The sequence below is a fragment of the Glutamicibacter sp. JC586 genome (assembly GCF_009805585.1).
Taxonomy (GTDB): domain Bacteria; phylum Actinomycetota; class Actinomycetes; order Actinomycetales; family Micrococcaceae; genus Glutamicibacter.
The window spans coordinates 480,081-501,320 of record NZ_VHIN01000005.1 but is presented as its reverse complement, the minus strand read 5'-3'; the positions used below and the strand labels follow the sequence as shown (position 1 = coordinate 501,320).

Annotated in this window: 24 protein-coding genes; 10 read left to right on the top strand and 14 right to left on the bottom strand. The window is 57.7% G+C overall.

Annotated features, from left to right (window positions below):
- Positions 1-57 precede the first annotated feature (57 nt).
- From FJV47_RS05885 to gcl, 5 genes are all read right to left on the bottom strand, one after another.
- Positions 58-354 carry an antibiotic biosynthesis monooxygenase gene (locus FJV47_RS05885; RefSeq protein ID WP_159610915.1) on the bottom strand — a complete coding sequence of 99 codons (297 nt, stop codon included), beginning with the start codon at positions 352-354 and terminating at the stop codon, positions 58-60.
- Between the two features lie 37 nt (positions 355-391).
- Complete coding sequence (locus FJV47_RS05880) at positions 392-925, bottom strand: ASCH domain-containing protein (RefSeq protein WP_159610913.1); 534 nt, start codon at positions 923-925, stop codon at positions 392-394.
- 77 nt (positions 926-1,002) lie between these two features.
- Positions 1,003-1,320 carry a hypothetical protein gene (locus tag FJV47_RS05875; RefSeq protein WP_159610911.1) on the bottom strand — a complete coding sequence of 106 codons (318 nt, stop codon included), beginning with the start codon at positions 1,318-1,320 and terminating at the stop codon, positions 1,003-1,005.
- 205 nt (positions 1,321-1,525) lie between these two features.
- A complete protein-coding gene (gene allB, locus FJV47_RS05870; RefSeq protein WP_159610909.1) occupies positions 1,526-2,911 on the bottom strand; it encodes an allantoinase AllB in 1,386 nt (461 codons plus the stop codon).
- Between the two features lie 143 nt (positions 2,912-3,054).
- Complete coding sequence (gene gcl / locus FJV47_RS05865; protein WP_159610907.1) at positions 3,055-4,848, bottom strand: glyoxylate carboligase; 1,794 nt, start codon at positions 4,846-4,848, stop codon at positions 3,055-3,057.
- Between gcl and FJV47_RS05860 the strand changes: the two genes are divergently transcribed.
- Complete coding sequence (locus FJV47_RS05860; RefSeq protein WP_159610906.1) at positions 4,820-5,083, top strand: hypothetical protein; 264 nt, start codon at positions 4,820-4,822, stop codon at positions 5,081-5,083. The genes gcl and FJV47_RS05860 overlap by 29 nt on opposite strands.
- A gap of 14 nt (positions 5,084-5,097) precedes the next feature.
- On the opposite strand, the gene FJV47_RS05855 is transcribed toward FJV47_RS05860, so the two are convergent.
- Positions 5,098-5,997 carry a 2-hydroxy-3-oxopropionate reductase gene (locus FJV47_RS05855; RefSeq protein ID WP_159610904.1) on the bottom strand — a complete coding sequence of 300 codons (900 nt, stop codon included), beginning with the start codon at positions 5,995-5,997 and terminating at the stop codon, positions 5,098-5,100.
- Between the two features lie 30 nt (positions 5,998-6,027).
- Complete coding sequence (locus FJV47_RS05850; protein ID WP_159610902.1) at positions 6,028-6,825, bottom strand: hydroxypyruvate isomerase family protein; 798 nt, start codon at positions 6,823-6,825, stop codon at positions 6,028-6,030.
- A gap of 380 nt (positions 6,826-7,205) precedes the next feature.
- Between FJV47_RS05850 and FJV47_RS16685 the strand changes: the two genes are divergently transcribed.
- The 3 genes from FJV47_RS16685 (at position 7,206) to FJV47_RS05840 (ending at position 9,776) form a co-directional block, all read left to right on the top strand.
- The gene (locus tag FJV47_RS16685) at positions 7,206-7,331 is read left to right on the top strand and encodes a hypothetical protein (protein ID WP_255474744.1); all 126 of its coding nucleotides are present in this window, start codon (positions 7,206-7,208) and stop codon (positions 7,329-7,331) included.
- Positions 7,332-7,501: 170 nt separating this feature from the next.
- Positions 7,502-9,031 (top strand): NCS1 family nucleobase:cation symporter-1, encoded by a 1,530-nt coding sequence (locus FJV47_RS05845; protein WP_159610900.1) that lies wholly within the window; start codon positions 7,502-7,504, stop codon positions 9,029-9,031.
- Positions 9,032-9,038: 7 nt separating this feature from the next.
- On the top strand, positions 9,039-9,776 hold the full coding sequence (locus FJV47_RS05840; RefSeq protein WP_159610898.1) for an aspartate/glutamate racemase family protein: 738 nt from the start codon (positions 9,039-9,041) through the stop codon (positions 9,774-9,776).
- Positions 9,777-9,918: 142 nt separating this feature from the next.
- Here the strand turns inward: FJV47_RS05840 and FJV47_RS05835 are convergent, their stop codons facing one another.
- Both FJV47_RS05835 and FJV47_RS05830 read right to left on the bottom strand, forming a co-directional pair.
- On the bottom strand, positions 9,919-10,641 hold the full coding sequence (locus FJV47_RS05835) for a YoaK family protein (protein WP_159610995.1): 723 nt from the start codon (positions 10,639-10,641) through the stop codon (positions 9,919-9,921).
- A 313-nt stretch (positions 10,642-10,954) separates the two neighbouring features.
- The gene (locus tag FJV47_RS05830) at positions 10,955-11,641 is read right to left on the bottom strand and encodes an SDR family oxidoreductase (RefSeq protein ID WP_159610896.1); all 687 of its coding nucleotides are present in this window, start codon (positions 11,639-11,641) and stop codon (positions 10,955-10,957) included.
- A 183-nt stretch (positions 11,642-11,824) separates the two neighbouring features.
- Here FJV47_RS05830 and FJV47_RS05825 point away from each other — a divergent pair, with 183 nt between their 5' ends.
- Positions 11,825-12,034, top strand: coding sequence for a hypothetical protein (locus FJV47_RS05825; protein WP_159610894.1), 210 nt, complete (start codon positions 11,825-11,827; stop codon positions 12,032-12,034).
- Here FJV47_RS05825 and FJV47_RS05820 read toward each other — a convergent pair.
- Entirely contained in the window at positions 12,031-12,624 is a 594-nt protein-coding gene (locus FJV47_RS05820; RefSeq protein ID WP_159610892.1) for a GNAT family N-acetyltransferase, read from the bottom strand. The two genes, FJV47_RS05825 and FJV47_RS05820, sit on opposite strands and share 4 nt — an antisense overlap.
- A 267-nt stretch (positions 12,625-12,891) precedes the next feature.
- On the opposite strand from FJV47_RS05820, the gene FJV47_RS05815 reads away from it, so the two are divergent.
- The 5 genes from FJV47_RS05815 (at position 12,892) to FJV47_RS05795 (ending at position 17,537) form a co-directional block, all read left to right on the top strand.
- Positions 12,892-13,878, top strand: a complete 987-nt coding sequence (locus tag FJV47_RS05815; protein ID WP_159610890.1) for a siderophore ABC transporter substrate-binding protein — start codon at positions 12,892-12,894, stop codon at positions 13,876-13,878.
- Between the two features lie 92 nt (positions 13,879-13,970).
- The gene (locus FJV47_RS05810; RefSeq protein ID WP_159610888.1) at positions 13,971-14,951 is read left to right on the top strand and encodes an ABC transporter permease; all 981 of its coding nucleotides are present in this window, start codon (positions 13,971-13,973) and stop codon (positions 14,949-14,951) included.
- A 4-nt stretch (positions 14,952-14,955) separates the two neighbouring features.
- Positions 14,956-15,990 (top strand): iron chelate uptake ABC transporter family permease subunit, encoded by a 1,035-nt coding sequence (locus FJV47_RS05805; protein ID WP_159610886.1) that lies wholly within the window; start codon positions 14,956-14,958, stop codon positions 15,988-15,990.
- Complete coding sequence (locus FJV47_RS05800; protein WP_159610884.1) at positions 15,987-16,742, top strand: ABC transporter ATP-binding protein; 756 nt, start codon at positions 15,987-15,989, stop codon at positions 16,740-16,742. The genes FJV47_RS05805 and FJV47_RS05800 overlap by 4 nt, the downstream gene beginning before the upstream one ends.
- A gap of 45 nt (positions 16,743-16,787) precedes the next feature.
- Positions 16,788-17,537 carry an ABC transporter permease gene (locus tag FJV47_RS05795; RefSeq protein WP_200831951.1) on the top strand — a complete coding sequence of 250 codons (750 nt, stop codon included), beginning with the start codon at positions 16,788-16,790 and terminating at the stop codon, positions 17,535-17,537.
- A gap of 4 nt (positions 17,538-17,541) precedes the next feature.
- Here FJV47_RS05795 and FJV47_RS05790 read toward each other — a convergent pair whose 3' ends face one another.
- Genes FJV47_RS05790 through FJV47_RS05775 form a run of 4 tightly spaced genes read right to left on the bottom strand, consistent with a single transcriptional unit; the run spans position 17,542 to position 21,224 of the window.
- Complete coding sequence (locus tag FJV47_RS05790) at positions 17,542-18,222, bottom strand: SDR family NAD(P)-dependent oxidoreductase (protein ID WP_200831950.1); 681 nt, start codon at positions 18,220-18,222, stop codon at positions 17,542-17,544.
- The gene (locus FJV47_RS05785) at positions 18,215-19,447 is read right to left on the bottom strand and encodes an exo-alpha-sialidase (protein ID WP_159610882.1); all 1,233 of its coding nucleotides are present in this window, start codon (positions 19,445-19,447) and stop codon (positions 18,215-18,217) included. Before FJV47_RS05785 ends, FJV47_RS05790 begins: the two co-directional genes overlap by 8 nt.
- Positions 19,448-19,475: 28 nt before the next feature.
- A complete protein-coding gene (locus tag FJV47_RS05780; RefSeq protein WP_159610880.1) occupies positions 19,476-20,246 on the bottom strand; it encodes an HpcH/HpaI aldolase/citrate lyase family protein in 771 nt (256 codons plus the stop codon).
- 21 nt (positions 20,247-20,267) lie between these two features.
- Complete coding sequence (locus FJV47_RS05775) at positions 20,268-21,224, bottom strand: aldo/keto reductase (RefSeq protein ID WP_159610878.1); 957 nt, start codon at positions 21,222-21,224, stop codon at positions 20,268-20,270.
- Between the last annotated feature and the right edge of the window lie 16 nt (positions 21,225-21,240).

Below are 21,240 nucleotides of genomic sequence, written 5' to 3'. Positions count from 1 at the left end.
AGGTGGGGCAGAAAGACCCACTGGATCTTCCCGCTCCCCGTCGAGTTTCGGCTCGTTTTAGAGCTCGACGATCTCGAATTCCATCAAGTCCGCACCATGGGCGACAGGCTTCTTGCCTTCACTGCCGGCGTGCGCGGCGCCCGAACGCTGGTCGCGCCAGTTTTCAAAGTCTGCACGCGTTGCCCACTGCGTGTACACGAAGTAGCGGTCTTCGCCATTGACCGGACGCAGCAGCTTAAAGCCTTCAAAACCTGGGGAAGAATCGACCGACTCCTTGCGTGCAGCGAATCGCTTTTCTAGTTCTTCTCCGGCGCCTTCTGGAACCGAGAGTGCATTGATGACAACAATCGACATCGTCAACCTTTCGTTCGTGCTTCTTGTTCTGCGCTTGCTATTTGTCAGCGAATTCTGCGGGCCAGCAGATCTCAAATCTTTCTAAGATCAATTCGCCGCCGGGCGTCAACGTATCTTCCGGCGTCCACTGATTCCCGATTGATTTCTGGGTCCTGCGCCAAAACTTTTCATGTTCACGCCGCCAATAGGCCAAAGACAGATCGCCTTCACCCTCAGCAGCGGCAAACTCTGGATCTACATCAAAGAAGGTGCCCCGGTCCACGCTGATAATGCGCAGGATCGCCCTGGGCTCACCTGCACCATCACAAATAATGCAGTGATCATCTGGCTGAGGAACACGTTCGTTGTAATAGACGTATTCACTAGCCAAGGATGAGGTGGCACGCTTCGTGCCGTGCAGGATCTCGTTGAGCAGCTCATCGGCCAGAGCCGGGTTGTCACCAAAAGATTCGGCGACTTGGTGTGGTGCTTGTTCTTCACTGATGCCACGGTTGGCTAGATAGTCGGCCCACATCTTCGCGCAGGCGAATTGATTAACCGGAGGCAACGGCTCAACGGTGTTTTCGCTCATGAGTTGATCCTACGGTCTACCAGTTCAATAACTACACTTCTGTTGCTGTATGGGTGCGAAGTGAAGGAAAAAATCCGTCAGCGACCGTTTTCAAACTTACTCATGGCCGGTTCCGAGTTGCGCAATCCGAGGGGCATCGCACCACCGTCGCGGGGCGTCACGGCAGCCCGTACCGGAGCTGGGCGATTGAGGTTTTCAGCTGAGGCTTCGGGCATCTGCTCAACGTCCTTCTCAGCCGAAGACTCCACCGAGTGCCGCTGATGCAGATAGATCTTAATGCCGAAAGTGACAACCACCGCGAGTAGAAACAACGCGACAATGACCGACAGAAGGATCACTTCGTTCAAGGCCAGATCTTTTATTGCTTTGGTCAGCAGTGAAGGAGCAGAGCCCATGTTCATACCTGTCCCTGAAGTCGGAAGTAAGCGCATCGTCGTCACCATTATGGGTCCAGCCTACGAGCCACACACGCCCAACAAGGGCGTTCTCAGGTAATTGATATGTGTTCGTTACCCGACGCCCATGTCCTCAGGCTTAAATATGCCGATGCTCCATCCAAGCCCGCAACAGGGTTCAAATGGAGCACCGGTTACTGACGGTTTAGCTTTCTTTGCGAAGAAGCTGCCCGTGTGGTGTCTGGAAATCAACATCGTTGCCAGCAATCATGGAGCGCCGCACGACACCATGCAGTTCCTTGCCTTGGTACGGGGAAATAGGGTTCTTGTGGTGAAGGTTCGTCACGTCCACCGCAAAAGTTTCCTCCGGCGCAAAGACTGCAAAGTCAGCGTCCCGGCCTTCCTCAATCACTGCCTTAGTGCTTAGTCCGGCCAGCTTCGATGGGTTAACACTCATCCACGTCACAACCTGTTCAAGGTTCAGTCCACGCTTCTTTGCTTCGCTCCAAATCAGCGGTAGTCCAAGTTGCAGCGAAGCGACGCCACCCCAAGCCACACCGAAGTCACCATTCTCAACGTCCTTCAGATCAATCGTTGACGGCGAATGATCCGAGACAATACAGTCGATAATTCCTTCTTGCAGTCCCTGCCACAACAGGTCTCGGTTAGCATCCTCGCGAATTGGCGGGCAGCACTTAAAGGCGGTGGCACCATCCGGAATTTCTTCAGCCAACAGGGTCAGGTAGTGCGGGCAGGTTTCCACCGTGAGCTTGATGCCTTCGGCTTTAGCCTCACGGATCATCTCCAGGGCATCCGAACTAGACAGGTGTAGTACGTGGGCACGAACGCCGGTCTTACGCGCACGATCAATCACTTGCTCAATGGCAGTGTTTTCTGCTGCGCGGGGGCGAGAGTTCAAGAATCGTGAGTACTCAGAACCCGCGGCCTGCTCAGCGTTGTCAATGATTTCTGCGTCTTCGGCGTGCACCACCATCAGCGAATTGAAGGAGGCCAACTCGGCCATGTCTTCTTCCATCTCGTCAACGCTCAAGGATGGGAATTCGTCCACGCCCGAGTGCAGTAGGAAGCACTTAAACCCAAAGACCCCGGCTTCATGCAATTCACGCAGGTCCTGCTTGTTTCCTGGAACCGCGCCGCCCCAGAAGCCCACGTTCACATAGGCGTTCTTGCTGGCTGCTTCACGCTTGATATTCAGTGCTTCAAGGTTCACGGTGGGCGGGATGGAATTCAATGGCATATCCACGATCGTGGTCACCCCGCCGGCTGCTGCTGCCTTGGTGGCCGACTCGAATCCTTCCCATTCGGTTCGTCCGGGCTCGTTGACGTGCACGTGAGTATCCACCAGACCCGGCAGCAACACTTCATCGTCGGCCACCTCGATGACCCGTGCACCGCTCAGCGAAGCACCGAGTTCTGCAACAACAGCGATCTTGCCGTCCTTCACGCCAACTTCATGCGGGGCAATTCCTTGGGCTGTCAGCACCCGCGATCCACGCAGCACCACATCGAATTCCGTGGCGGCGGTGGATGATTCGGCGCGATTTTTCTCAACGGTTTCATTGATGCTCATGCGATGTTCCTACTCGGTAAGGGGTCTTGTGCTTGGCAGCTCAATGCCAGTTTAGGTGGTAGTGGCGCGGGGCACACCCATATTGGTGAACCGGTGCCCCGCGCCAATAATGTGTGGGTTCACTTCTTGGCGACGATTGTCTTTCATGCGCCCACGGTGGCTCCTGCGCCCATCGGCACCAACGCTGTTGGTGCGTCTTCCGGCAGCAGAGCCAGGTCTTCAAATTCGTTCACCGCATCCAGTGCGGCGCCCATGGAAATGTTGGTGACTTTCTCCAGGATTACTTCAACCACCACGGGAACTTGATGCTCGGCAGCCAACGCGTTGGCTCGGGCAAAACCGTCAGCCAGCTGGCTCGGATCTTCGATTCGCACAGCCTTACAACCAAGGCCCTCGGCGACCTTAACGTGGTCCACGCCGTACCCGTTGGTCTCAGGCGAGTTGATGTTATCGAAGCCCAACGAGACGTGATAGTCCATCTCGAAGGGGCGCTGGGACTGGCGGATCAGGCCGAGGTAGGAATTGTTCACCACCACGTGGATATACGGCAGCTTGAACTGTGCCCCCACGGCCAGCTCTTCGATCATGAACTGGAAGTCGTAGTCGCCCGAAAGCGCAACAACTTTCTGCCCCGGCTTGCCACGCACCACACCCAGTGCGGCTGGTCCGGTCCAGCCCAGGGGCCCTGCCTGTGCCGCGTTGATCCAATGACGCGGCTGGTACACATGCAGCATCTGCGCACCAGCGATCTGCGAGAGGCCGATGGTGGAGACATAGGTGGTGTCCGCACCGAAGGCCGCGTTCATCTCCTGGTACACGCGCTGCGGTTTAATCGGGATGTTCTGGAAGTTGGTCTTGCGATGCCCGGTGGACTTGCGCGTGGTGCACTCATCGGACCAGGCACTGTAATCCGGCAGGGTGCCGGCGGCCTTGCGTTCGCGGGCTACCTCAAGGATCGCTTCGATGGCAGCCTTGGCGTCGGAGACGATGCCAAGATCCGGGGAGAAGACGCGACCTATCTGGGTCGCTTCGATGTCCACGTGGATGAATTTGCGCCCGGCCCGGTAAGTGTCCAGGGCGCCGGTGTGGCGGTTGGCCCAGCGGTTGCCTAGGCCCAGCACAACGTCGGATTTCAGGAAGCTGGCGTTGCCGTATTTGGTGTGGGTCTGGATGCCCACCATGCCCGACTGCAACCGGTGATCATCCGGGATGGCACCCCAACCCATCAGGGTTGGCGAGACCGGGATGTTCAGCTCTTCGGCCAGCTGCACCAGCTGCTCGCTGGCGTTGGCGTTGATGATGCCGCCTCCAGCGATGATGATCGGCTTGGCACCTGAGGTCAGTAGGTCGACGATCTTCTCTGCTTGAGCGCGAGTGGCTTCGGGCCGCACCACAGGCAACGGCTCATAGGCGTCAATGTCAAAGTCGATTTCAGCCATCTGTACGTTGATCGGCAGGTCGATCAGCGCCGGTCCGGGACGGCCCGAGCGCATGATCTGGAAGGCCTTGGCAAAGGTGCCCGGAACCAGTCCCGGTTCAAGCACGGTGGAAGCGTATTTGGTGACTGGCTTGGCGATGGATTCGATGTCCACCGCTTGAAAGTCTTCCTTATGCAGCACGCTGGTCGGCGCTTGACCAGTGATGCAGAGCATCGGGATGGAGTCGGCAATCGCCGCATACAGGCCGGTGATCATATCGGTGCCGGCCGGGCCCGAGGTGCCCAAGCACAGCCCGATGTTACCGGTGGCTCGCGAGTAGCCGTCGGCGGCATGGCTGGCGCCTTCCACGTGACGGTGCAAGGTATGGCGGATACCGCCGTGGTCCTTCATCGCCGAATACAGCGGGTTGATAGCAGCTCCGGGAAGACCGAAAGCTTCGGTGGCGCCTTCCTTTTCCAGGATCAGAACAATGGCATCTACAGCACGCATCTTTGGCATGACAATTACATCCTTAGGGAAGAAAAATAGACCTACGGTGGGCGGCGCGGTGCTTGAGTCACCACAGCGCCTGCTCTTTGAGCACCAGAACGTGGTGATGGGCTGGAACATAGCCTTCACAATCCACCTGTGGTCGCTCGCGACTTACCGTGTACCAAAGTCGCGAGCGCCCGAAGTTATTGGTGGCTTGTGCCAAGTCCTGAAAAGCTGGCGCCGACCGCGCCACTCACCGTAGGAAATAGGTGAGGCCTAGATTGGCTGGGATGCACCAATCTTGCCGGCCAGGCGTTGTACGCCGTTGTACAGGGCCGAGTGATCCAGTGCTCCATCACCGCAGGCCACGGTGGAGGTAACCAGCTGGGCGATCAGGGCGCCCAGCGGCAATACGACCCCGGCTTCGCGAGCCGCCGAGGTGACGATGCCCATGTCCTTGTTGTGGAGGGCAAGACGGAATCCGGGTTCGAATTCGCGGTCCAAGATTTTTTGGGCTTTCTGATCCAAAACCTTTGAGCCGGCCAGTCCCCCGCCAAGCACTTCGATGGCCGCGTCGGTGTCCACCCCGTAGGCTTCGAGGAAAACGACTGCTTCACTTAGCGCTTGGATATTTGCGGCGACGATCAGCTGGTTGGCTGCCTTCACGGTTTGTCCGGAACCGGCTGGTCCCACCAGCACGATGGTCTTTCCGATGGCTTCCAGTACGGGTTTGGCCGCATCAAAATCGGCTTGTTCGCCGCCAACCATGATTGACAGGGCAGCGTTGATAGCTCCTGCTTCACCGCCGGAGACCGGAGCGTCCAGCGGGCGAAGGCCTGCCTCGCGAGCTGCCGCGGCGAGGGACACCGCGACATCCGGGCGAATCGATGAGTTATCGATCCACAGCGCCCCGGCTTTAGCGTGGGCGAAAGCGCCGTTTTCGCCCAGGACAACATCTTGCACGTCGGGAGAATCCGGAACCATGGTGATAATGACGTCAGCCTCGGCGACGGCTTCGGCGATGGAAGCGGCCTTGCTTCCGCCCGCCTCGGCCAGTGCGTTGACTGCCGCTTCGCTGCGGTTGTAGCCGGTAACGTTGAAGCCTGCGCTCATCAGGTTCTTGGCCATCGGCAGGCCCATGATGCCCAGTCCGATAAAGGCAATGTTCTGCGTCATGTGATGCTCCTAAAAATTCAGTGGCGTTCTTTAGGCGTCCGACTCTGCGTTAGCCAACCAATCAAATGCGGTGCTCAGATCTTGCTTGTATTCCAAAGCGACTTTGCCGGTGTAGCCCAGTTCGCGTGAACGGTTGATCCATTCATCAAGTGGCAACTGCCCGGTGCCAGGCGCACCGCGTCCTGGCGCGTCAGCGATTTGGATATGTCCAAAGTCTTTGGCGTGCTGTTCAATGACAGCTGCGACGTCATCACCGTTGACCGCCAGGTGGTAGAAGTCGGCTAGGAGTGCAATGTTTGTTGCTCCGCCGGCTTTGACGTTGTTGATCACGTTCAGCGCCTGGGCTGCGGTCTTCAGCGGATAAGCATCCATGCCAGACACCGGTTCAACGAGGATGGTTCCGTTAATCTTGCTGACGGCTGCGGTTGCTTCAATGAGGTTGCTGAGCGCTAGTTCATCTTGAGCTTCAGCGGCAACATCTGTGAGGCGATTTCCATACAGTGCGTTAAATGCCGTGCAGCCGGTGGCCTGCGCAATGCCGACCACGATTTCAAGGTTGTCTTTGAACTCCGCTTCGCGCCCCACCCAGGAGACAAGGCCACGGTCGCCTGCTGGCATGTCGCCGGCAAAGAGGTTCAACCCGTCGAGCTGGACCCCCGCGTCTTTCAACGACGCCACAAACTCATCGACCTGTTTGTCATTGGGTACCGCTTCGGCAAAAGGCCACCAGAATTCGACACTGCCGAACCCCGCCTGACGTGCTGCGTCCGCGCGCTGAAGTAGTGGTAATTCGCTAAGAAGTATCGAGCAGTTCAGAGTGTAAGTCACCGGTTTCCCCTTCAAGATCATACTCAACGATTTCCACTTTGCGGAATTTGCGTTTTGCTTTATGAAAACACTAAGTGGGCTCCGTCACTGCTGTCAACCCCCGCATAAACATCTTCTCGCACCAAGCTTCGAATGCGTCATTAGGCCTCAGGTCACGCCTGAATGCCAAGTAATGATTGCTTCATCTGTGAAACATGCTCGTCAGAAACCACCCCAAAAGCCCCGTTTTTCTCCGTCTTGATACCGAGAGCATTGCGCCAATATTTCCGCTGAATGAAATCAGGATTTTCTATTGCGGTAGCCAAATCCCGGGCTTACAGTTGATAACCAGTTGATGTGGCACACATCTCGGAGTGACTTTCTCTAGCTCAGGAGCAGCCATGAATGCACGACCTACCGGCGGTCCATCGCGACGCCAGCATTGGGATCTGCCCTGCGCGCAGATGCCAGTGGTCGGTACTCCAGCCGAGTTCTACCGGAACTTCGGCCAACCGATCTATCCGTAACTCGCACGCACCCTCGCGTCCGTTGATTCCAGCGCACTTCTTCGCGCACCTCCATTACGAATAGACCGGCATGCCTTGCATGCACGCTTCAGAAACAGAATTCTTCCCTGGCCCTTCGTGCCCGAAATTCCGTGCCCCCTGAAGCATCCTTCTGAGAAAAGGACCTCGCCATGAGGCAAGAACTTTCGGAGTCCAGCTCCGCCGCGCCAACCATCGAACCATCGATCGGCCAGGGCATTGACCGCTCCAATCCACACGAGCTCAGCCCTAGCCTGTACAACCAAGACCTAGCACCCACCACCCGCCAGGGGCGGTCATGGAATGCCTACAGCATCTTCACCCTGTGGGCTAACGACGTTCATTCCCTAGGAAACTACGCATTCGCCATCGGCCTTTTCGCCCTAGGCATGAGCGCAGGACAGATCCTCGGTGCGCTAGCCATTGGCGCGGCCTTGCTCTTTGCACTACTAACCCTCTCAGGCTTCATGGGCGAAAAGACCGGCGTCCCCTTCCCCGTCATGAGTCGCATTGCTTTCGGAATCAACGGCGCCCAGATCCCAGCCCTGATTCGCGGCGCGGTAGCCATTGCCTGGTTTGGCATTCAGACCTATCTGGCCTCACAGGTACTCTCGGTCATGGTCATTGCGGTAGCACCGGCAGCGGCCACATTAGAAGAATCCAGCTTCCTCGGACTCAACACCCTAGGCTGGATCTGCTTCATAGCCCTCTGGGTCATCCAGCTGGTCATCGTCAGCTACGGCATGGAAATGATCCGCAAATACGAGGCCTTCGCTGGTCCAGTCATCCTGGTCACTTTCCTCGCCCTAGCCATCTGGATGCTCGTTGAATCGGGCTTCAACATTTCACTGAGCACCGGCGAGACCAAGACCGGCGGGGCGATGTGGGCGGCGATGTTCGGCGCGGCCGCACTATGGGTCTCCATCTACGGCACGTTCGTTTTGAACTTCTGCGACTTCACCCGTGGAGCCAGCTCCAAGCAGTCCATCATCAAGGGCAACTTCTTTGGCATCCCACTGAACATGCTCTTCTTCGGAGGTATTGTCGTGGTGCTGACCGGCACCCAGTTCTCCATCGATGGCAAAATTATCACCTCACCGTCCGACGTGGTCTCTGCCATTCCCAACACCTTCTTGCTCATCCTTGCCTCGGCGGCACTGCTGGTGCTGACCGTTGCCGTGAACCTGATGGCCAACTTCGTGGCTCCGACCTACGCCCTGACCAACTTGTTCCCCAAGAATCTAAACTTCCGCAGTGCCGCCATCATTTCCGGTGTCATTGGTTTGGTGATTCTTCCGTGGAATCTCTACAACTCCCCTGAAATCATCAACTACTTCCTCGGCGGTCTGGGCGCATTGCTCGGCCCACTATTCGGCATCATCATGGCCGACTATTGGTTGATCCGTAAAGCTCGGATCAACGTCATGGATCTGTACCGCGAATCCCCCGAAGGCACCTACTACTTCACCCGGGGCGTGAACTACCGAGCAGTGGGAGCACTGGTCATCAGTTCAGTCGTCGCGCTGATCCTAGCTTTCGTACCAGCCCTACATGTTGTTGGTTCCTTCGCATGGTTCCTTGGTTCCGGCGCCGGCGCGCTGGCCTACCTTGCCTTGGCTAAGCGTCGACACGACTTCGCGGACATTGATGGTGAAGCCATCGCTGTGGCCCCAACACACTAGGAGCGGCATGCGAATCCTCATTGTGAATGTGAATACCACCGCGTCCATGACCAAAGCCATCGGCGACTCGGCCCGCTCGGTCGCTTCACCAGGCACAGAAATCATCGAGCTAACCCCCGACTTCGGGGCGGACTCTTGCGAAGGAAATTTTGAAAGCTATCTTGCCGCCATTGCCGTGATGGATAAGGTAGTCCGCTATCCGGAGCCTTTTGATGCGGTGATCCAGGCCGGTTACGGAGAGCATGGACGCGAGGGACTCCAAGAACTTCTTGATGTCCCAGTCGTAGACATTACCGAGGCGGCAGCGTCTACCGCACAGTTCCTCGGGCACAAGTACTCTGTGGTGACAACCTTGGACCGTGCGGTCCCCCTGATTGAAGATCGGCTCAAGCTTGCTGGCCTCACCGATCGACTCGCCTCGGTGCGCGCCAGCGGTCTGGGCGTCTTGGAACTGGAATCTGAGCCGCAACGTGCCGTTGCCGCCATCGTTGAACAGTCCCGGATTGCCGTGGAACAAGATAAGGCTGAGGTCATTTGTCTGGGCTGTGGGGGCATGGCCGAATTAGAAGAAGAGGTCCGCGCGGCGACCGGAGTGCCGATCGTTGATGGCGTGAGAGCCGCGGTGACCATCGCCGAATCGTTGGTCCGAATGGACTTGAGCACTTCCAAGGTGCGCGCCTATGCTCCCCCACGTCCCAAGGTGCTGACCGGATGGCCAGTTTCGGCAACGACGCTTACTGAGTGAATGCGCAGGAGCAACCCAGTTAGTGCACAGACAGCGAGTTTAGAGTTGTAAGTACCTCATGAAGGTGCGAGTGATGACAAAAGGAAACCCCGATGCTTCAGCATCGGGGTTTCCTTTTTCTCGGACCATACTTTTGCTAGGGCTAGTGTGAGGTCACGCTGTCCTCAAGTCCCTGTTGCGCCACCGCGCACTTGCGGGCCGATTCACCAACGGCCGCCACCCCAATCGCGAGCACACCGGTGACAAGAATTCCCAAGCCAATATGGACCTGCAAGAAGGCTGCACCGGCGGCCGCACCGGCAAGAATCAACACCACTGCGCTCAGGCGTCGTTGCCAGAACTTACCGCTACCACCACCTAGCGGCGAGTCAGCAGCAAGACCAGTCAACGTCGAGGTCACCACGACCGTGGTGACGTCCTTGACGCCTAAGTGACGGGCTGTTGCCGCTTGAAGTCCCATGGCTGCGGCGATAAATCCGGTGATCAACAGCGCCACGGTGTCTGAGGCTTCATGAAGATCTACAAAGAGCACCACCGAGGTCAGCACCAGGCTCACACCCACCACGGTAATAAGCCCTGAAGTTTTCCGGTTCCAGCCTGCCGATTCTTTCCTCAGCACACGACCACCAATAATGGCACCTACAACAAATCCGGCCAGCGCGATCAGCGGCCCAACCACCGGCAGGCCGTCGGCTCCCAACAGTGCCATACCCAAGATCACGACGTTACCGGTCATATTGCCGGTGAAGACCCTGTCCAGTCCTAGATAACCAACCGCGTCAATGATTCCTGTCGTGAAGGTTAGCGCGAGCATCAACCAGAGGTTGATCCGATCCGCGCCGTGAGTTTTGAAGATGTTGGTCATCATAGATTTTCTTTCGCTTCTACCGGACAGTTGTTGCAGGCTGGTGCACACCATTCGTGTTTAAGGCGCACAATCTCCTGCTTGCATGCTAGTGCGCAGCCCGATCCAGCCACTATTTCAATGACGGAAGCCCAGTGGCGAAGAGTCGTAACAAAGCCTGTGTCGAGGTAACGCAATACCCACGTCGTGAAATCAAGCGTCATATCGTTGATTTCTTCCTTGCCCGCCCGCCGATGATCACGGCGCAAAAAACGGCCACCGCTTTCTCCCACAGAATTAGGGACAAGCGGCGGCCGTTGATGCTTTGGACTACCTAGCTAATGGCTTCGGTAATCGGGGTTGAGCCGTCGTAGAAGTTAACGGTCTGGCGTACTGCCGCCTTGGTATCCACCACGTGGGTGATCACCTCGGCGACGTTCTCGCGGGAGACCTTGCCGGTGTCCGCTTCGGGAGCCTTGCCGTCAATGTTTCCGCTCTCATCTGCAATGACCAGCTTCTTGCTTGCTGGATCAAGAGTTAGCGCGCCCGGGCCAAGAATGGTGTAGTCCAAGTCAGTTTCGCGAAGCACTGCGTCGGCATCGTGCTTGGCCTTGGCGTAGGTGTAGAAGGAATTTTCTGGGTCCAGGTTATCGACATCCACTAGGGCCCGTGAGTAGGAAACCATCACGAATCGGCTGACACCGGCCTGCTTGGCAGCGTCCATCGCACGAACAGCTGCTTCAAAGTCCACGGCGACGGTGCGCTCTGGGCTACCGCCACCGGCTCCGGCGGAGAAGACAATGGCCTGGGCACCCCTGAAGGCCGCTGCCAGCTGCTCAACATCAGCGTTTTCGATATCAAGCACTACCGGGTTAGCACCAAGGGCGCTGATTTCTTCAGAATGTTCAGGGTTACGGATGAGTGAGTCGACGGCAAAACCGCGCTCGACCAGTTTGGGTGCAGCCAGCAATGCAACCTTGCCGTGGCCACCAATAAGGACTACTCGACGTTCTTCAGACATGTACTACTCCTCCTGATCGTTTTCTCATCGATACTCCCGGCATAACGGCCGGACCGTTCGCACTATTCCCAGAACCAACTAAAACGGGTCAATCTGAAAGTCCGCTCAATGCTGGTTTCCTTAGCTCTTGACCCGGCGTAACCTCGATGCAAGAACCACGACCCCAACACTGGACGAACGCTCATGAAGCAGAAAACGGTACATCTGGACCTGACCAATGATCAATTCGCCGACCTGACCAACGCACTAGAAGATCACCGCGACTACTTTAAGCGGCGTGCCGATGAAGCCGTCCTCGGCTTTGGTCTTGATACGGGCTACTGGAAATCCCGTGCTGAAGAAGTCCAAGAACTTCTCGGACTGGTCTTGCATAGCGAGCGCCAGAACCACTAGTTCGTTAGGGCGGAGAACTCACTAGCTAACATCGCATACGCATAGGAATCCATCCACTCGCCGGTGCGATGTAGACTGTTCGCCTTTTCGAATGCTTCACGTCGCATGCCAACACGTTCCATCAGTTTCACCGATGGCTCGTTGGCTGCGAAGCATCCGGCAACAACTCTGCGTAAGCCCAGTTCCTCGAAGCACAGTTGTATCACTCGGTGCACGGCTTCGATAGCGTAGCCTTGGCCGGCGAACTGCGGGTCAAAGCACCATCCCAGTTCCGCCTCGGTGCCTTTCGCTTGCTGTGCAACTTCGCGTTGCCCCCACCCGTCTTTGATGTAAACCATGACGGTGCCGATGATTCGTTGATCGCCTTGTGGTGTGCGTAGTTCGACGACAACGCCTCGCTCGAGCTTTCCTGGCTCAAGGAATTGCTCGCGGTAGGTTTCGAAGTCTTTAGGTCCGGAGGTGATCGATTGCGTAACTTCCGGCAACTGCCGGTAATGCCATGTCGCTTCTAGGTCCGCCTCCCTCAAGCGACGTAGGCTCAGCCGCTCAGTCGTAATTGGCCATTGAATCTGCTCAAGGCATGCGCTCATGCAGTCATCCTATCGACCTACCCCGCACGTTCACATATCGACAAATAGAGAAGAATACTAGCTGGTATTTATTTGTTGCCAAATTGCGACTTTTCCACTAAAACAAGCATATTCCCTTGTTTATCAGTGTTTCACGTGCAACAAAGGTCAAAATTCCACGCAGAGCACCTAACTACCGTTTCGCTTAATATAATCAGATAAGGCTAAGCTAATTAGCAGATCATTCACTCGCGCAACCGTTGAAGGTTGCCATAAGCAAAGGACGTCATGGCCTCCATGAAGCTCCGCGCTGCTGCCCTGCTCAGCATCGCCGCCCTCTCCCTGACCGCTTGCGGATCCAACACCGACACTGCTGCTGATGCCAATGCAGCTGACACCAAGACGGTCAAAATCACCGACAACGAAGGCGAGAAGTCGGTAGCGGTACCACCTAAGTCAGTCGTGGCTACTGACAACCGCACCTTCGAAACCCTCGACCAGTGGGGCATCAAGCTCTCGGCAGCAGCTGTAACTCTGATGCCAGATACCATCTCCTACACCAAGGACAAGGACATCCTGGATCTGGGCAGCCACAAGGAGCCAAACCTGGAATCCGTCGTCACCGTGAATCCAGACCTGATCATCAACGGTCAGCGCTACATTCAGCACGCCGAGAAGTTCAAGGAACTGGCACCTAAGGCCACCGTCATTTCGCTGGATCCACGCGAAGGCGAGCCATTCGACTCGGAACTGGAACGTCAGGTCACCACCTTGGGCGAAATCTTCGAAAAGCAGGACGAAGCCAAGAAACTGGTTGACGACTTCGAAGCAGCCCAGAAGCGCGTGACCGATGCCTACAACAAGGATGAAACCGTCATGGGCCTGATCGCTTCCGGTGGCGAGCTTGGCTACTCCGCACCAAGCACCGGCCGCACCGTTGGCCCGATGTTCGACTTCCTGGGCCTGACCCCGGCACTTGAATTGGACGAATCCTCCACCGACCACGAGGGTGACGACGTCTCCGTTGAAGCCATCGCCAAGTCGAACCCAGACTGGATCATCGTCATGGACCGCGACGCTGCTGTTGCCGCCGATGGCGAAGAATACAAGCCAGCCAAGGACCTGTTGGAGAACTCAGAAGCACTGCAGAACGTGACCGCTTCGAAGGAAGGCCACGTAGTAGTCATGCCGGCTGACACCTACACCAACGAGGGCATCCAGACCTACACCGAATTCCTGAACGGATTCGCTGACGCTCTGGAAGCTGCCAAGTAGCCTTAATGCATTTCCTACAGCTTTAGTGGCGAAGCCGATTTCCGGCTTCGCCACTAAAGCTGTATCCCACCACACTTTTCCACGGCGGCAACATGACAAGCACGATTGCGCCCGTGCGGACCCAATCCAAGGTCTTCACCGGCAAACTAGCATTAGGCATCCTCGGTGTCCTCCTGCTCCTGGCCCTATCACTATTCACCGGCGTCTACGACATTTTCGGCAAGGACGATGGCGTCCAGATGTTCGCCATCACCCGTATCCCACGCACCATTGCATTGGTCTTGGCCGGGGCGGCCATGGCCATGAGCGGGTTGGTCATGCAGCTACTGACCCAGAACCGCTTCGTGGAACCCACTACCACGGGCACCACCGAATGGGCCGGTCTGGGCCTTCTAGTGATGCTAGTGCTCTTCCCCACGGCAAGCCTGCTGGCCAAAATGGGCGTGGCCATCATCTTCGCCTTCGCCGGCACTATGGTCTTCTTCCTGTTCCTGCAGCGCGTTTCACTCAAGGCCTCGCTCACCGTCCCGATTGTGGGCATCATGCTCGGCTCAGTGGTCGGTGCGTTCTCCACCTTTTTCGCTATGAGCACCGACAAGCTACAGTCCCTGGGCATCTGGATGGCCGGCTCATTTACTTCGGTGATTCGCGGCCAATACGAGGTGCTGTGGATCGTCGCGCTGGTGGCCGTGGCCATCTACATCGTGGCTGACCGCTTCACCGTCGCCGGACTGGGCGAAGAAATCGCCACCAACGTGGGTCTAAATTATCGACAGGTGATGCTGCTGGGCACCACACTGATCGCCATCGCGACCGGCGTGGTCACCGTGGTGATTGGTAACCTGCCGTTCCTGGGACTGATCGTTCCCAATATTGTCTCCATGGTGCGCGGTGATGACCTACGCAGCAATCTGCCATGGGTGTGCCTGTTGGGCATCGCCATCACCACGGTATGCGATTTGATTGGCCGCACCATCATCATGCCTTTCGAAGTCCCGGTCTCCCTGATCCTGGGCGTGCTCGGCGCGATCGTCTTCATTTTCCTCTTGCTAAGGCAGCGCAAAGTTGGCTAATCTCATGACCTCCCCCGTCCGTTCGGCCCACCGTCCCGGCCGCTCTTCAGGGTCTTTGCCCACTGCAAAGGTTCGCAAACGCTATTGGATAACCTTAGGCATTCTCAGCGTCTTGGCACTGCTCTTTGCCTTCGGACTGCTGGCCTGGGATAACCCCATGCCGGTGGGCTCCACAGGATTCTGGGTGATCGCCAAACTGCGTGCCAGCAATATCCTGACCATGGTCATCGTGGCTGCCTGCCAGTCCATCGCCACCGTCGCTTTCCAAACGGTCGCCAATAACCGCATCATCACCCCGTCCATCATGGGCTTCGAAGCCCTGTACCGGGTGGTGCAAACCGGGGCGGTCTTCTTCCTTGGCGTTGCCGGGATTACCTTCTTCACCGGGGTCAGCCAGTTCATCTTGCAAGTAGCCATCATGGTGGGCCTGTCGGTGGCGCTCTACGGGTGGTTGCTGTCGGGAAAGCTCGGCAATATCCAGATTATGCTACTGGTGGGCATCGTCATCGGCACCGGGCTGGGTTCGATTTCCACCTTCATGCAGCGCATGCTGACCCCGAGCGAATTCGATGTGCTCACCGCCCGACTCTTCGGCTCCATGGCCAATGCGGATATGAGCTATATGCCCGTGGCCATTCCGCTGGTTGTCATTGCTGGCGGCTACCTGGTGCTGGCCTCCAAGAAGATGAACATCCTGGCTTTGGGCAAGGAAACCACCATCAACTTGGGGATCAACCACCGCCGCGAGGTCATGAAGACGCTGTTCTTCGTCTCCATCCTGATGGCCGTGACCACCGCGCTGGTTGGCCCGCTGACCTTCCTGGGCTTCCTGGTGGCGACTTTGGCCTACCAATTAGCCGACACCTACGACCACCGCTACATCTATCCGATGTCATTCTTGATCGGCTTTGTCGTTCTGGCCGGCGCCTACTTCATTATGAAAAACCTGTTCTACGCCCAGGGCGTGGTGGGCATCATCATTGAAGCCGTCGGCGGCATCACCTTCTTGATCTTCATCCTGCGAAAGGGCCGACTGTGATTACCCTCAACGCCGTCAGCAAAAAGTACAGCTCCACCGTGGCCATCGGCCCGGTCACCCTTCAAATCCCGACCGGCGGGCTGACCGCACTGGTCGGTCCCAACGGTGCGGGCAAGTCCACCATGCTCACCATGGTCGGCCGCCTACTAGGCATCGATGAGGGAACCATCGAGGTCGCCGGCTACGACGTGTCCAAAACCAACTCCAAGGATCTGGCCAAGATCGTCTCGATCTTGCGCCAGGAAAACCACTTTGTCACCCGACTGACTGTGCGCCAGCTGGTGGGTTTCGGACGTTTCCCACATTCCAAGGGACGACTGAACCAAGAGGACGAGGCGATCATTTCGCGCTCCATCGACTTCCTGGACCTAGGCGAGCTGGAAGGCCGCTACCTTGACGAGCTCTCCGGCGGTCAGCGTCAGCGTGCCTATGTGGCCATGGTTTTGGCGCAGGATACCGACACTGTACTGCTCGACGAGCCGTTGAATAACTTGGATATGAAGCACTCGGTAGTCATGATGCAGCACCTGAAACGTGCCGCAGCGGAACTGAACCGAACCATCGTGATCGTGCTGCACGACATCAATTTCGCCGGGCACTACGCTGACTATATTTGCGCGATGAAGCACGGCAAGGTCGTGCAGTTCGGCACTCCTGAGCAGATCATGCAGGACGAGATCCTCACCGAGGTTTTCGAGACTCCGGTAAATGTGGTCCCAGGTCCCAATGGTCCGCTGGCGGTGTACTACTAAGATGGGAGTGCGCGTCTAGCGTTGGCTTCTAAATAAAGGACCCGTGTGAATAGCACCCTGTTGAACACCGGTTGGTCAATGTGGATCATGCTTACTCTGGTGGTCCTGGCAACGGCGGTCATCACCCAAAGGTTCCTCGCCTTGCCTGCCCGCAGGATCTTATCTGCCAGCGCCCGGGCGCTGGTTCAACTGGTCCTCATCGCCTTATTGATCAGTCACGTTTCCACTTCGTGGATTCTGACCGGCTCGTTGCTGGTACTCATGTTTGGCGTCGCCGTCATTACCTCAACCCAACGGGTCGACTCGGTTCGTTGGTGGGTTCCGGCATGTGTCATGTTTGGCGGCGTGCTACCGGTAGTAGCCCTCATGTTTGGCTTTGGCGTACTGTCCACCACCCCACTAGCCGTCATTGCCGTCGTAGGACAACTCATTGGCGGGGCCATGAGCGCCACCAACTTAGCCGGTAGGCGCATAGAGCAAGAGTTGCAGCAGCGCGCCGGTGAAGTTGAAGCGGCCATGGCGCTTGGCTTCCCCGACGCAACCGCACGCAACCTGATCGCCCGCCCGGTGGCCTCCGAGGCACTACTCCCGGGACTCGATCAGACACGCACCGTGGGCACCGTGACCCTGCCCGGAGCGTTTGTCGGTCTGGTGCTCGGTGGTGCGAGCCCCGTGGATGCGGGGCTGGTCCAACTGGTGGTACTGATTAATCTCATGGCGGTGCAAGCCATATCGGTCAGCATGCTGGCCACATTCATGGAGCATCAGCGCGGGATTCGACGCTTGGTGCGTTAGATTTCTACCCCTTCAGCGAAGCCCCACCACAAATGGTCATCACCTGACCGGTGATGGATTTTCCATGCTCGCCTCCAAGGAACAGCACCAGGGCGGCAACATCGGGAGGATCCACCAGCGCACCCAACGGCGGGGTCACCGGCGGAACACCGGCACGACGCGGATCAACCATCATCGGAGTATTCGTCGGACCCGGCGCCACCACATTGCAGGTGATCGCCCGCGGCGCCAGCTCCATCGCCCAACTGCGCGAAAGCCCAACCAAGGCCGACTTGGTGGCAGCATACTGACTCTTGCCGGCAACGCCACTCATGGTTCGGCTGCCAATGAGGATAATCCGCGAACCGTCCACCATCTTCGGCGCCAACGCATTAACCAACACCATCGGGGCCTGCACATGCACCGCATGCATACCCGCCAAATCCTCGGCCTTCAACTCTCCCAAGGATCCGGTGGTCATGAATCCCGCAGCGTGCACCAACAGGTCCGGGGCCGCAAGTTCTTGGGCAATGTCCTGCACCTGGGCCAGATCCCCAAGATCAGCGGATCGCCAGTTGAAGCGCTCATCACTGATCTGGGGAGCCCGGCGGCTCAAACCGGTGACCTCATAACCGGCGGCCAGCAACGCCACCGCGATCGCCTCGCCAATACCCGAGCTGACCCCGGTCACCAGTGCGCTAGGCATCAGCGCCACCTTCAGCACTCACCCACGACGGATCGATGCGCACGTACTTGATGGCTTGACGGAAGTAGGTGTAGGCCAAGTGCAGTGCCCCGTCCTGCCCCTCATGGATCGAGGGGTAGGAGAATTCTCGGTTCAGTCCTTCCCGCGAATTATTCGACAGGCAGTACCCGTCGCCCACTTCGAGGTTTCGACGCTCGGGCCAGCTACGGCCCTGATCGGCTGAGATGGCCACGGTCAACGGTGCCCGCGGGGTACCCCAGAAGGCCTTACGCACACCGTCATCCTGGGTGGGAACCGGTTCAAAGGTCACCGGGCCATCTACCGAGGAATCCAAGCCTTCATCATCAATCTCATCGTAAAGAGACAGTCGACGTTCGGTCTGCTCATCGGCTTGGGAGTGGTTGTAGATCAGTGCCAAGCGCCCATCGTTCATGGAAACGAACTGAATCGACGAATTGTTATTCGGCAGTTCGGTGGCTTCAGGAACACTCCAGGTCACCCCGCCGTCCTCAGAGCGTGAAGCATAAATCCAGTCAGCCCAACGGCTGCGGTACAAGGCCAGCAGGCTACCGTCGGCGAGCGCAGCCACATTCATGTGCACGCAGCCGGTGGAGCCATCAATGATCTGCTCGCTCCAGGTGGCGCCACCATCGGTGGAAACCATCAGTGCTGAGTCATCAAAGTCCCCCACCCATTTTTGTCCGGGAACCGTGGCGCAGCGGAAGATCGGAATGAACAGTCGCTCCCCCACCTGCACCGGCGGCTGGCGCACGAACACCCCGCCGTGTTCTGTGGCCGCAAACAAAGTCTTAGGTTCACTCCAGGTCTGGCCGTGATCGGTGGAAATCCGGCGTCGTACCTCGGAGGTGTCCTGGTTGCCGGCATGCTGGGCGGTGTAAATCAGCCAGAGTTCTTCACCGTGACGGTAAAGAATCGGGTTCTGTTCGGAGCGGGTCGAGTCGAAGGACAATTGCTGTGCCGGTGACCAGGTTTTATCCCAGCTACCATCGGGCAGACGCTTAAGGGTGGAGAGGTAGATGCTGATATCTGCCACGCCCTCCTGCGTTCCGCCAAACCACACGCAGCCCAGATCCCCATTGCCCAGGGTCATGAGGTTGGCCGCGTGGGATTGCACGGTGGCCGAGGGCAGGTAGGCGTAGGCTAGCTCATTGTCCGCGTGGACGTGCCCGTCGGGAGTAATGGTGGAAAATTCGGTCAACGACATTCTCAAAAGTCCTTGCTATCGATGCTTATTAGGAGCGAGCCTGCTGCAGATGTGCAGCTGCCGTTGCTTCCAGATGGGTCAAATCCGAGGCCACGGTAGCGAAGGTGTAACCCTCACCCAAGCGCTGATTGGCCAGTTCACCGTTGGCGTTGTGGATGCCCGCGGCAATGCCTGCTTGCGCCGCGGCAGCGCTGACGCGTTTGAGCGCGGCTTCAAATTCATCCTTGATCGCTGGATCCCCGGGGAAAGCCGCGCCGATGGCCAAGGCAAGATCGCTCGGGCCAACGTAGAGTCCATCGAGACCTTCGACGGCTGCGATTTCTTCCACGTTTTCCAGACCGCCTGGGGTTTCGATCATGGCGAAAACCATGGTGGTGGCATCGGATTCTGCCGGGACCGGCCCCACCCGCAAGGCCGAACGCATCGGACCATAGGAGCGGATGCCGTGTGGTGGGTACTTGGCCGCCTTCACCGCATCGGCAGCATCCTGTGCGTTATTCACCAGTGGGACGATCACCGCTACCGCGCCAGCATCCAGTGCCTTACCGATGGCGGTGGCATTATTGGCTTCCACTCGCACCACGCCGGCGGCTCGGGCGGATGCGTCAATGGCCATCAGGCCGGTGAGCATTCCGTTATATCCGAGCAGACCGTGCTGCGCGTCCAGGGCAACATAGTCATAGCCCAAGCGGGCGATGCGTTCGGTGGAGACTGGAGAATCAAGCACCACCCAGTATCCGACGGCGGGTTCACGGTCGCGGATTTTGCGGGTAAATTCGGTAGCTACTGCTGAACTCATGGTGTTGGGATCTCTTTCTTTTTAGCGGTTGTAGGCAGGCATTGGGCCGTGCAGTGTGGTGGTGGCTGCGGCAGCTGCCTCGGCGAGGCTGGCTTCCAGTGGGCCCTGGTTGATGGCTGCAATATTGGATTCGAGCTGGCTTGCCTTGGAGCCGCCCAACAACAGCGAGTCCACTCCCTGGTGGTAAGCCAACCAGCGCAGGGACAGTTCAATCAGCGTGATGCCGGCGTCCTTGGCCAGTGCAGTCAGCGCTTCGATGCCCTTGAACAGGTCTTCGTCCCAGTAGCGGTCGGTGTACATGCTAGCCAGGCGCGAGCTGCCAAAGCGACCTTCTTCTGGCCGCTGCTCAAAACTGTGACGTCCGGTGAGTAGACCGCCACCGAGCGGGTTGTAGACCATGGTCTTCACACCGCTGGCCTGCGCGAAGGGCAGGTATTCGGTTTCGATCCGCCGTGCCACCAAATTGTAGAGCTGCTGGGCCACTACTGGCTTCGGGGCACCGACCGCTTCGGCAACGTGGCTGGTCTGCGCAATCTGCCAAGCAGCAAAGTTGGAGACACCCAAAGAGAGGATCTTGCCCTCGGCATGCAGCTTGGCCACTTCGCCCAAGGTCTCTTCCAGTGGGGTGGAATAGTCCGGCTGGTGCAGGTAGAACAGGTCCAGACGGTCCGTATTTAGCCGACGCAAGGACGCTTCAACACTGCGACGCAGCGCAGCTGGTGAGAGCAAGGCGTCATCGCCGGCATCAGCGTGTGGCATGCCCGCCTTGGAGGCGAGGAATACCGAGTCACGCTTGCCGTCCAATAGGGTGGCCAGTAGTTCTTCGGTCGCCCCGGCAACATACGCGTTGGCGGTATCGATGTGGGTGATGCCTGCATTCAGTGCTACATCCAGCATGGCTTTACTGGCTGCGGCATCGGCGGTATCACCAAAGGTCATGGTGCCTAGGACTAATTCGGCAGGCTTGCGCTGATTCATTCTCGTCGTTCCCTTA

Coding starts and splice junctions, on each gene's coding strand:
- FJV47_RS05885 (WP_159610915.1), bottom strand. CDS start 354: ATGTCGATTGTTGTCATCAATGCACTCTCGGTTCCAGAAGGCGCCGGA.
- FJV47_RS05880 (WP_159610913.1), bottom strand. CDS start 925: ATGAGCGAAAACACCGTTGAGCCGTTGCCTCCGGTTAATCAATTCGCC.
- FJV47_RS05875 (WP_159610911.1), bottom strand. CDS start 1,320: ATGGGCTCTGCTCCTTCACTGCTGACCAAAGCAATAAAAGATCTGGCC.
- allB (WP_159610909.1), bottom strand. CDS start 2,911: ATGAGCATCAATGAAACCGTTGAGAAAAATCGCGCCGAATCATCCACC.
- FJV47_RS05860 (WP_159610906.1), top strand. CDS start 4,820: ATGGCATCTACAGCACGCATCTTTGGCATGACAATTACATCCTTAGGG.
- gcl (WP_159610907.1), bottom strand. CDS start 4,848: ATGCCAAAGATGCGTGCTGTAGATGCCATTGTTCTGATCCTGGAAAAG.
- FJV47_RS05855 (WP_159610904.1), bottom strand. CDS start 5,997: ATGACGCAGAACATTGCCTTTATCGGACTGGGCATCATGGGCCTGCCG.
- FJV47_RS16685 (WP_255474744.1), top strand. CDS start 7,206: ATGAATGCACGACCTACCGGCGGTCCATCGCGACGCCAGCATTGGGAT.
- FJV47_RS05845 (WP_159610900.1), top strand. CDS start 7,502: ATGAGGCAAGAACTTTCGGAGTCCAGCTCCGCCGCGCCAACCATCGAA.
- FJV47_RS05840 (WP_159610898.1), top strand. CDS start 9,039: ATGCGAATCCTCATTGTGAATGTGAATACCACCGCGTCCATGACCAAA.
- FJV47_RS05835 (WP_159610995.1), bottom strand. CDS start 10,641: ATGACCAACATCTTCAAAACTCACGGCGCGGATCGGATCAACCTCTGG.
- FJV47_RS05830 (WP_159610896.1), bottom strand. CDS start 11,641: ATGTCTGAAGAACGTCGAGTAGTCCTTATTGGTGGCCACGGCAAGGTT.
- FJV47_RS05825 (WP_159610894.1), top strand. CDS start 11,825: ATGAAGCAGAAAACGGTACATCTGGACCTGACCAATGATCAATTCGCC.
- FJV47_RS05820 (WP_159610892.1), bottom strand. CDS start 12,624: ATGAGCGCATGCCTTGAGCAGATTCAATGGCCAATTACGACTGAGCGG.
- FJV47_RS05815 (WP_159610890.1), top strand. CDS start 12,892: ATGGCCTCCATGAAGCTCCGCGCTGCTGCCCTGCTCAGCATCGCCGCC.
- FJV47_RS05810 (WP_159610888.1), top strand. CDS start 13,971: ATGACAAGCACGATTGCGCCCGTGCGGACCCAATCCAAGGTCTTCACC.
- FJV47_RS05805 (WP_159610886.1), top strand. CDS start 14,956: ATGACCTCCCCCGTCCGTTCGGCCCACCGTCCCGGCCGCTCTTCAGGG.
- FJV47_RS05790 (WP_200831950.1), bottom strand. CDS start 18,222: ATGCCTAGCGCACTGGTGACCGGGGTCAGCTCGGGTATTGGCGAGGCG.
- FJV47_RS05785 (WP_159610882.1), bottom strand. CDS start 19,447: ATGTCGTTGACCGAATTTTCCACCATTACTCCCGACGGGCACGTCCAC.
- FJV47_RS05780 (WP_159610880.1), bottom strand. CDS start 20,246: ATGAGTTCAGCAGTAGCTACCGAATTTACCCGCAAAATCCGCGACCGT.
- FJV47_RS05775 (WP_159610878.1), bottom strand. CDS start 21,224: ATGAATCAGCGCAAGCCTGCCGAATTAGTCCTAGGCACCATGACCTTT.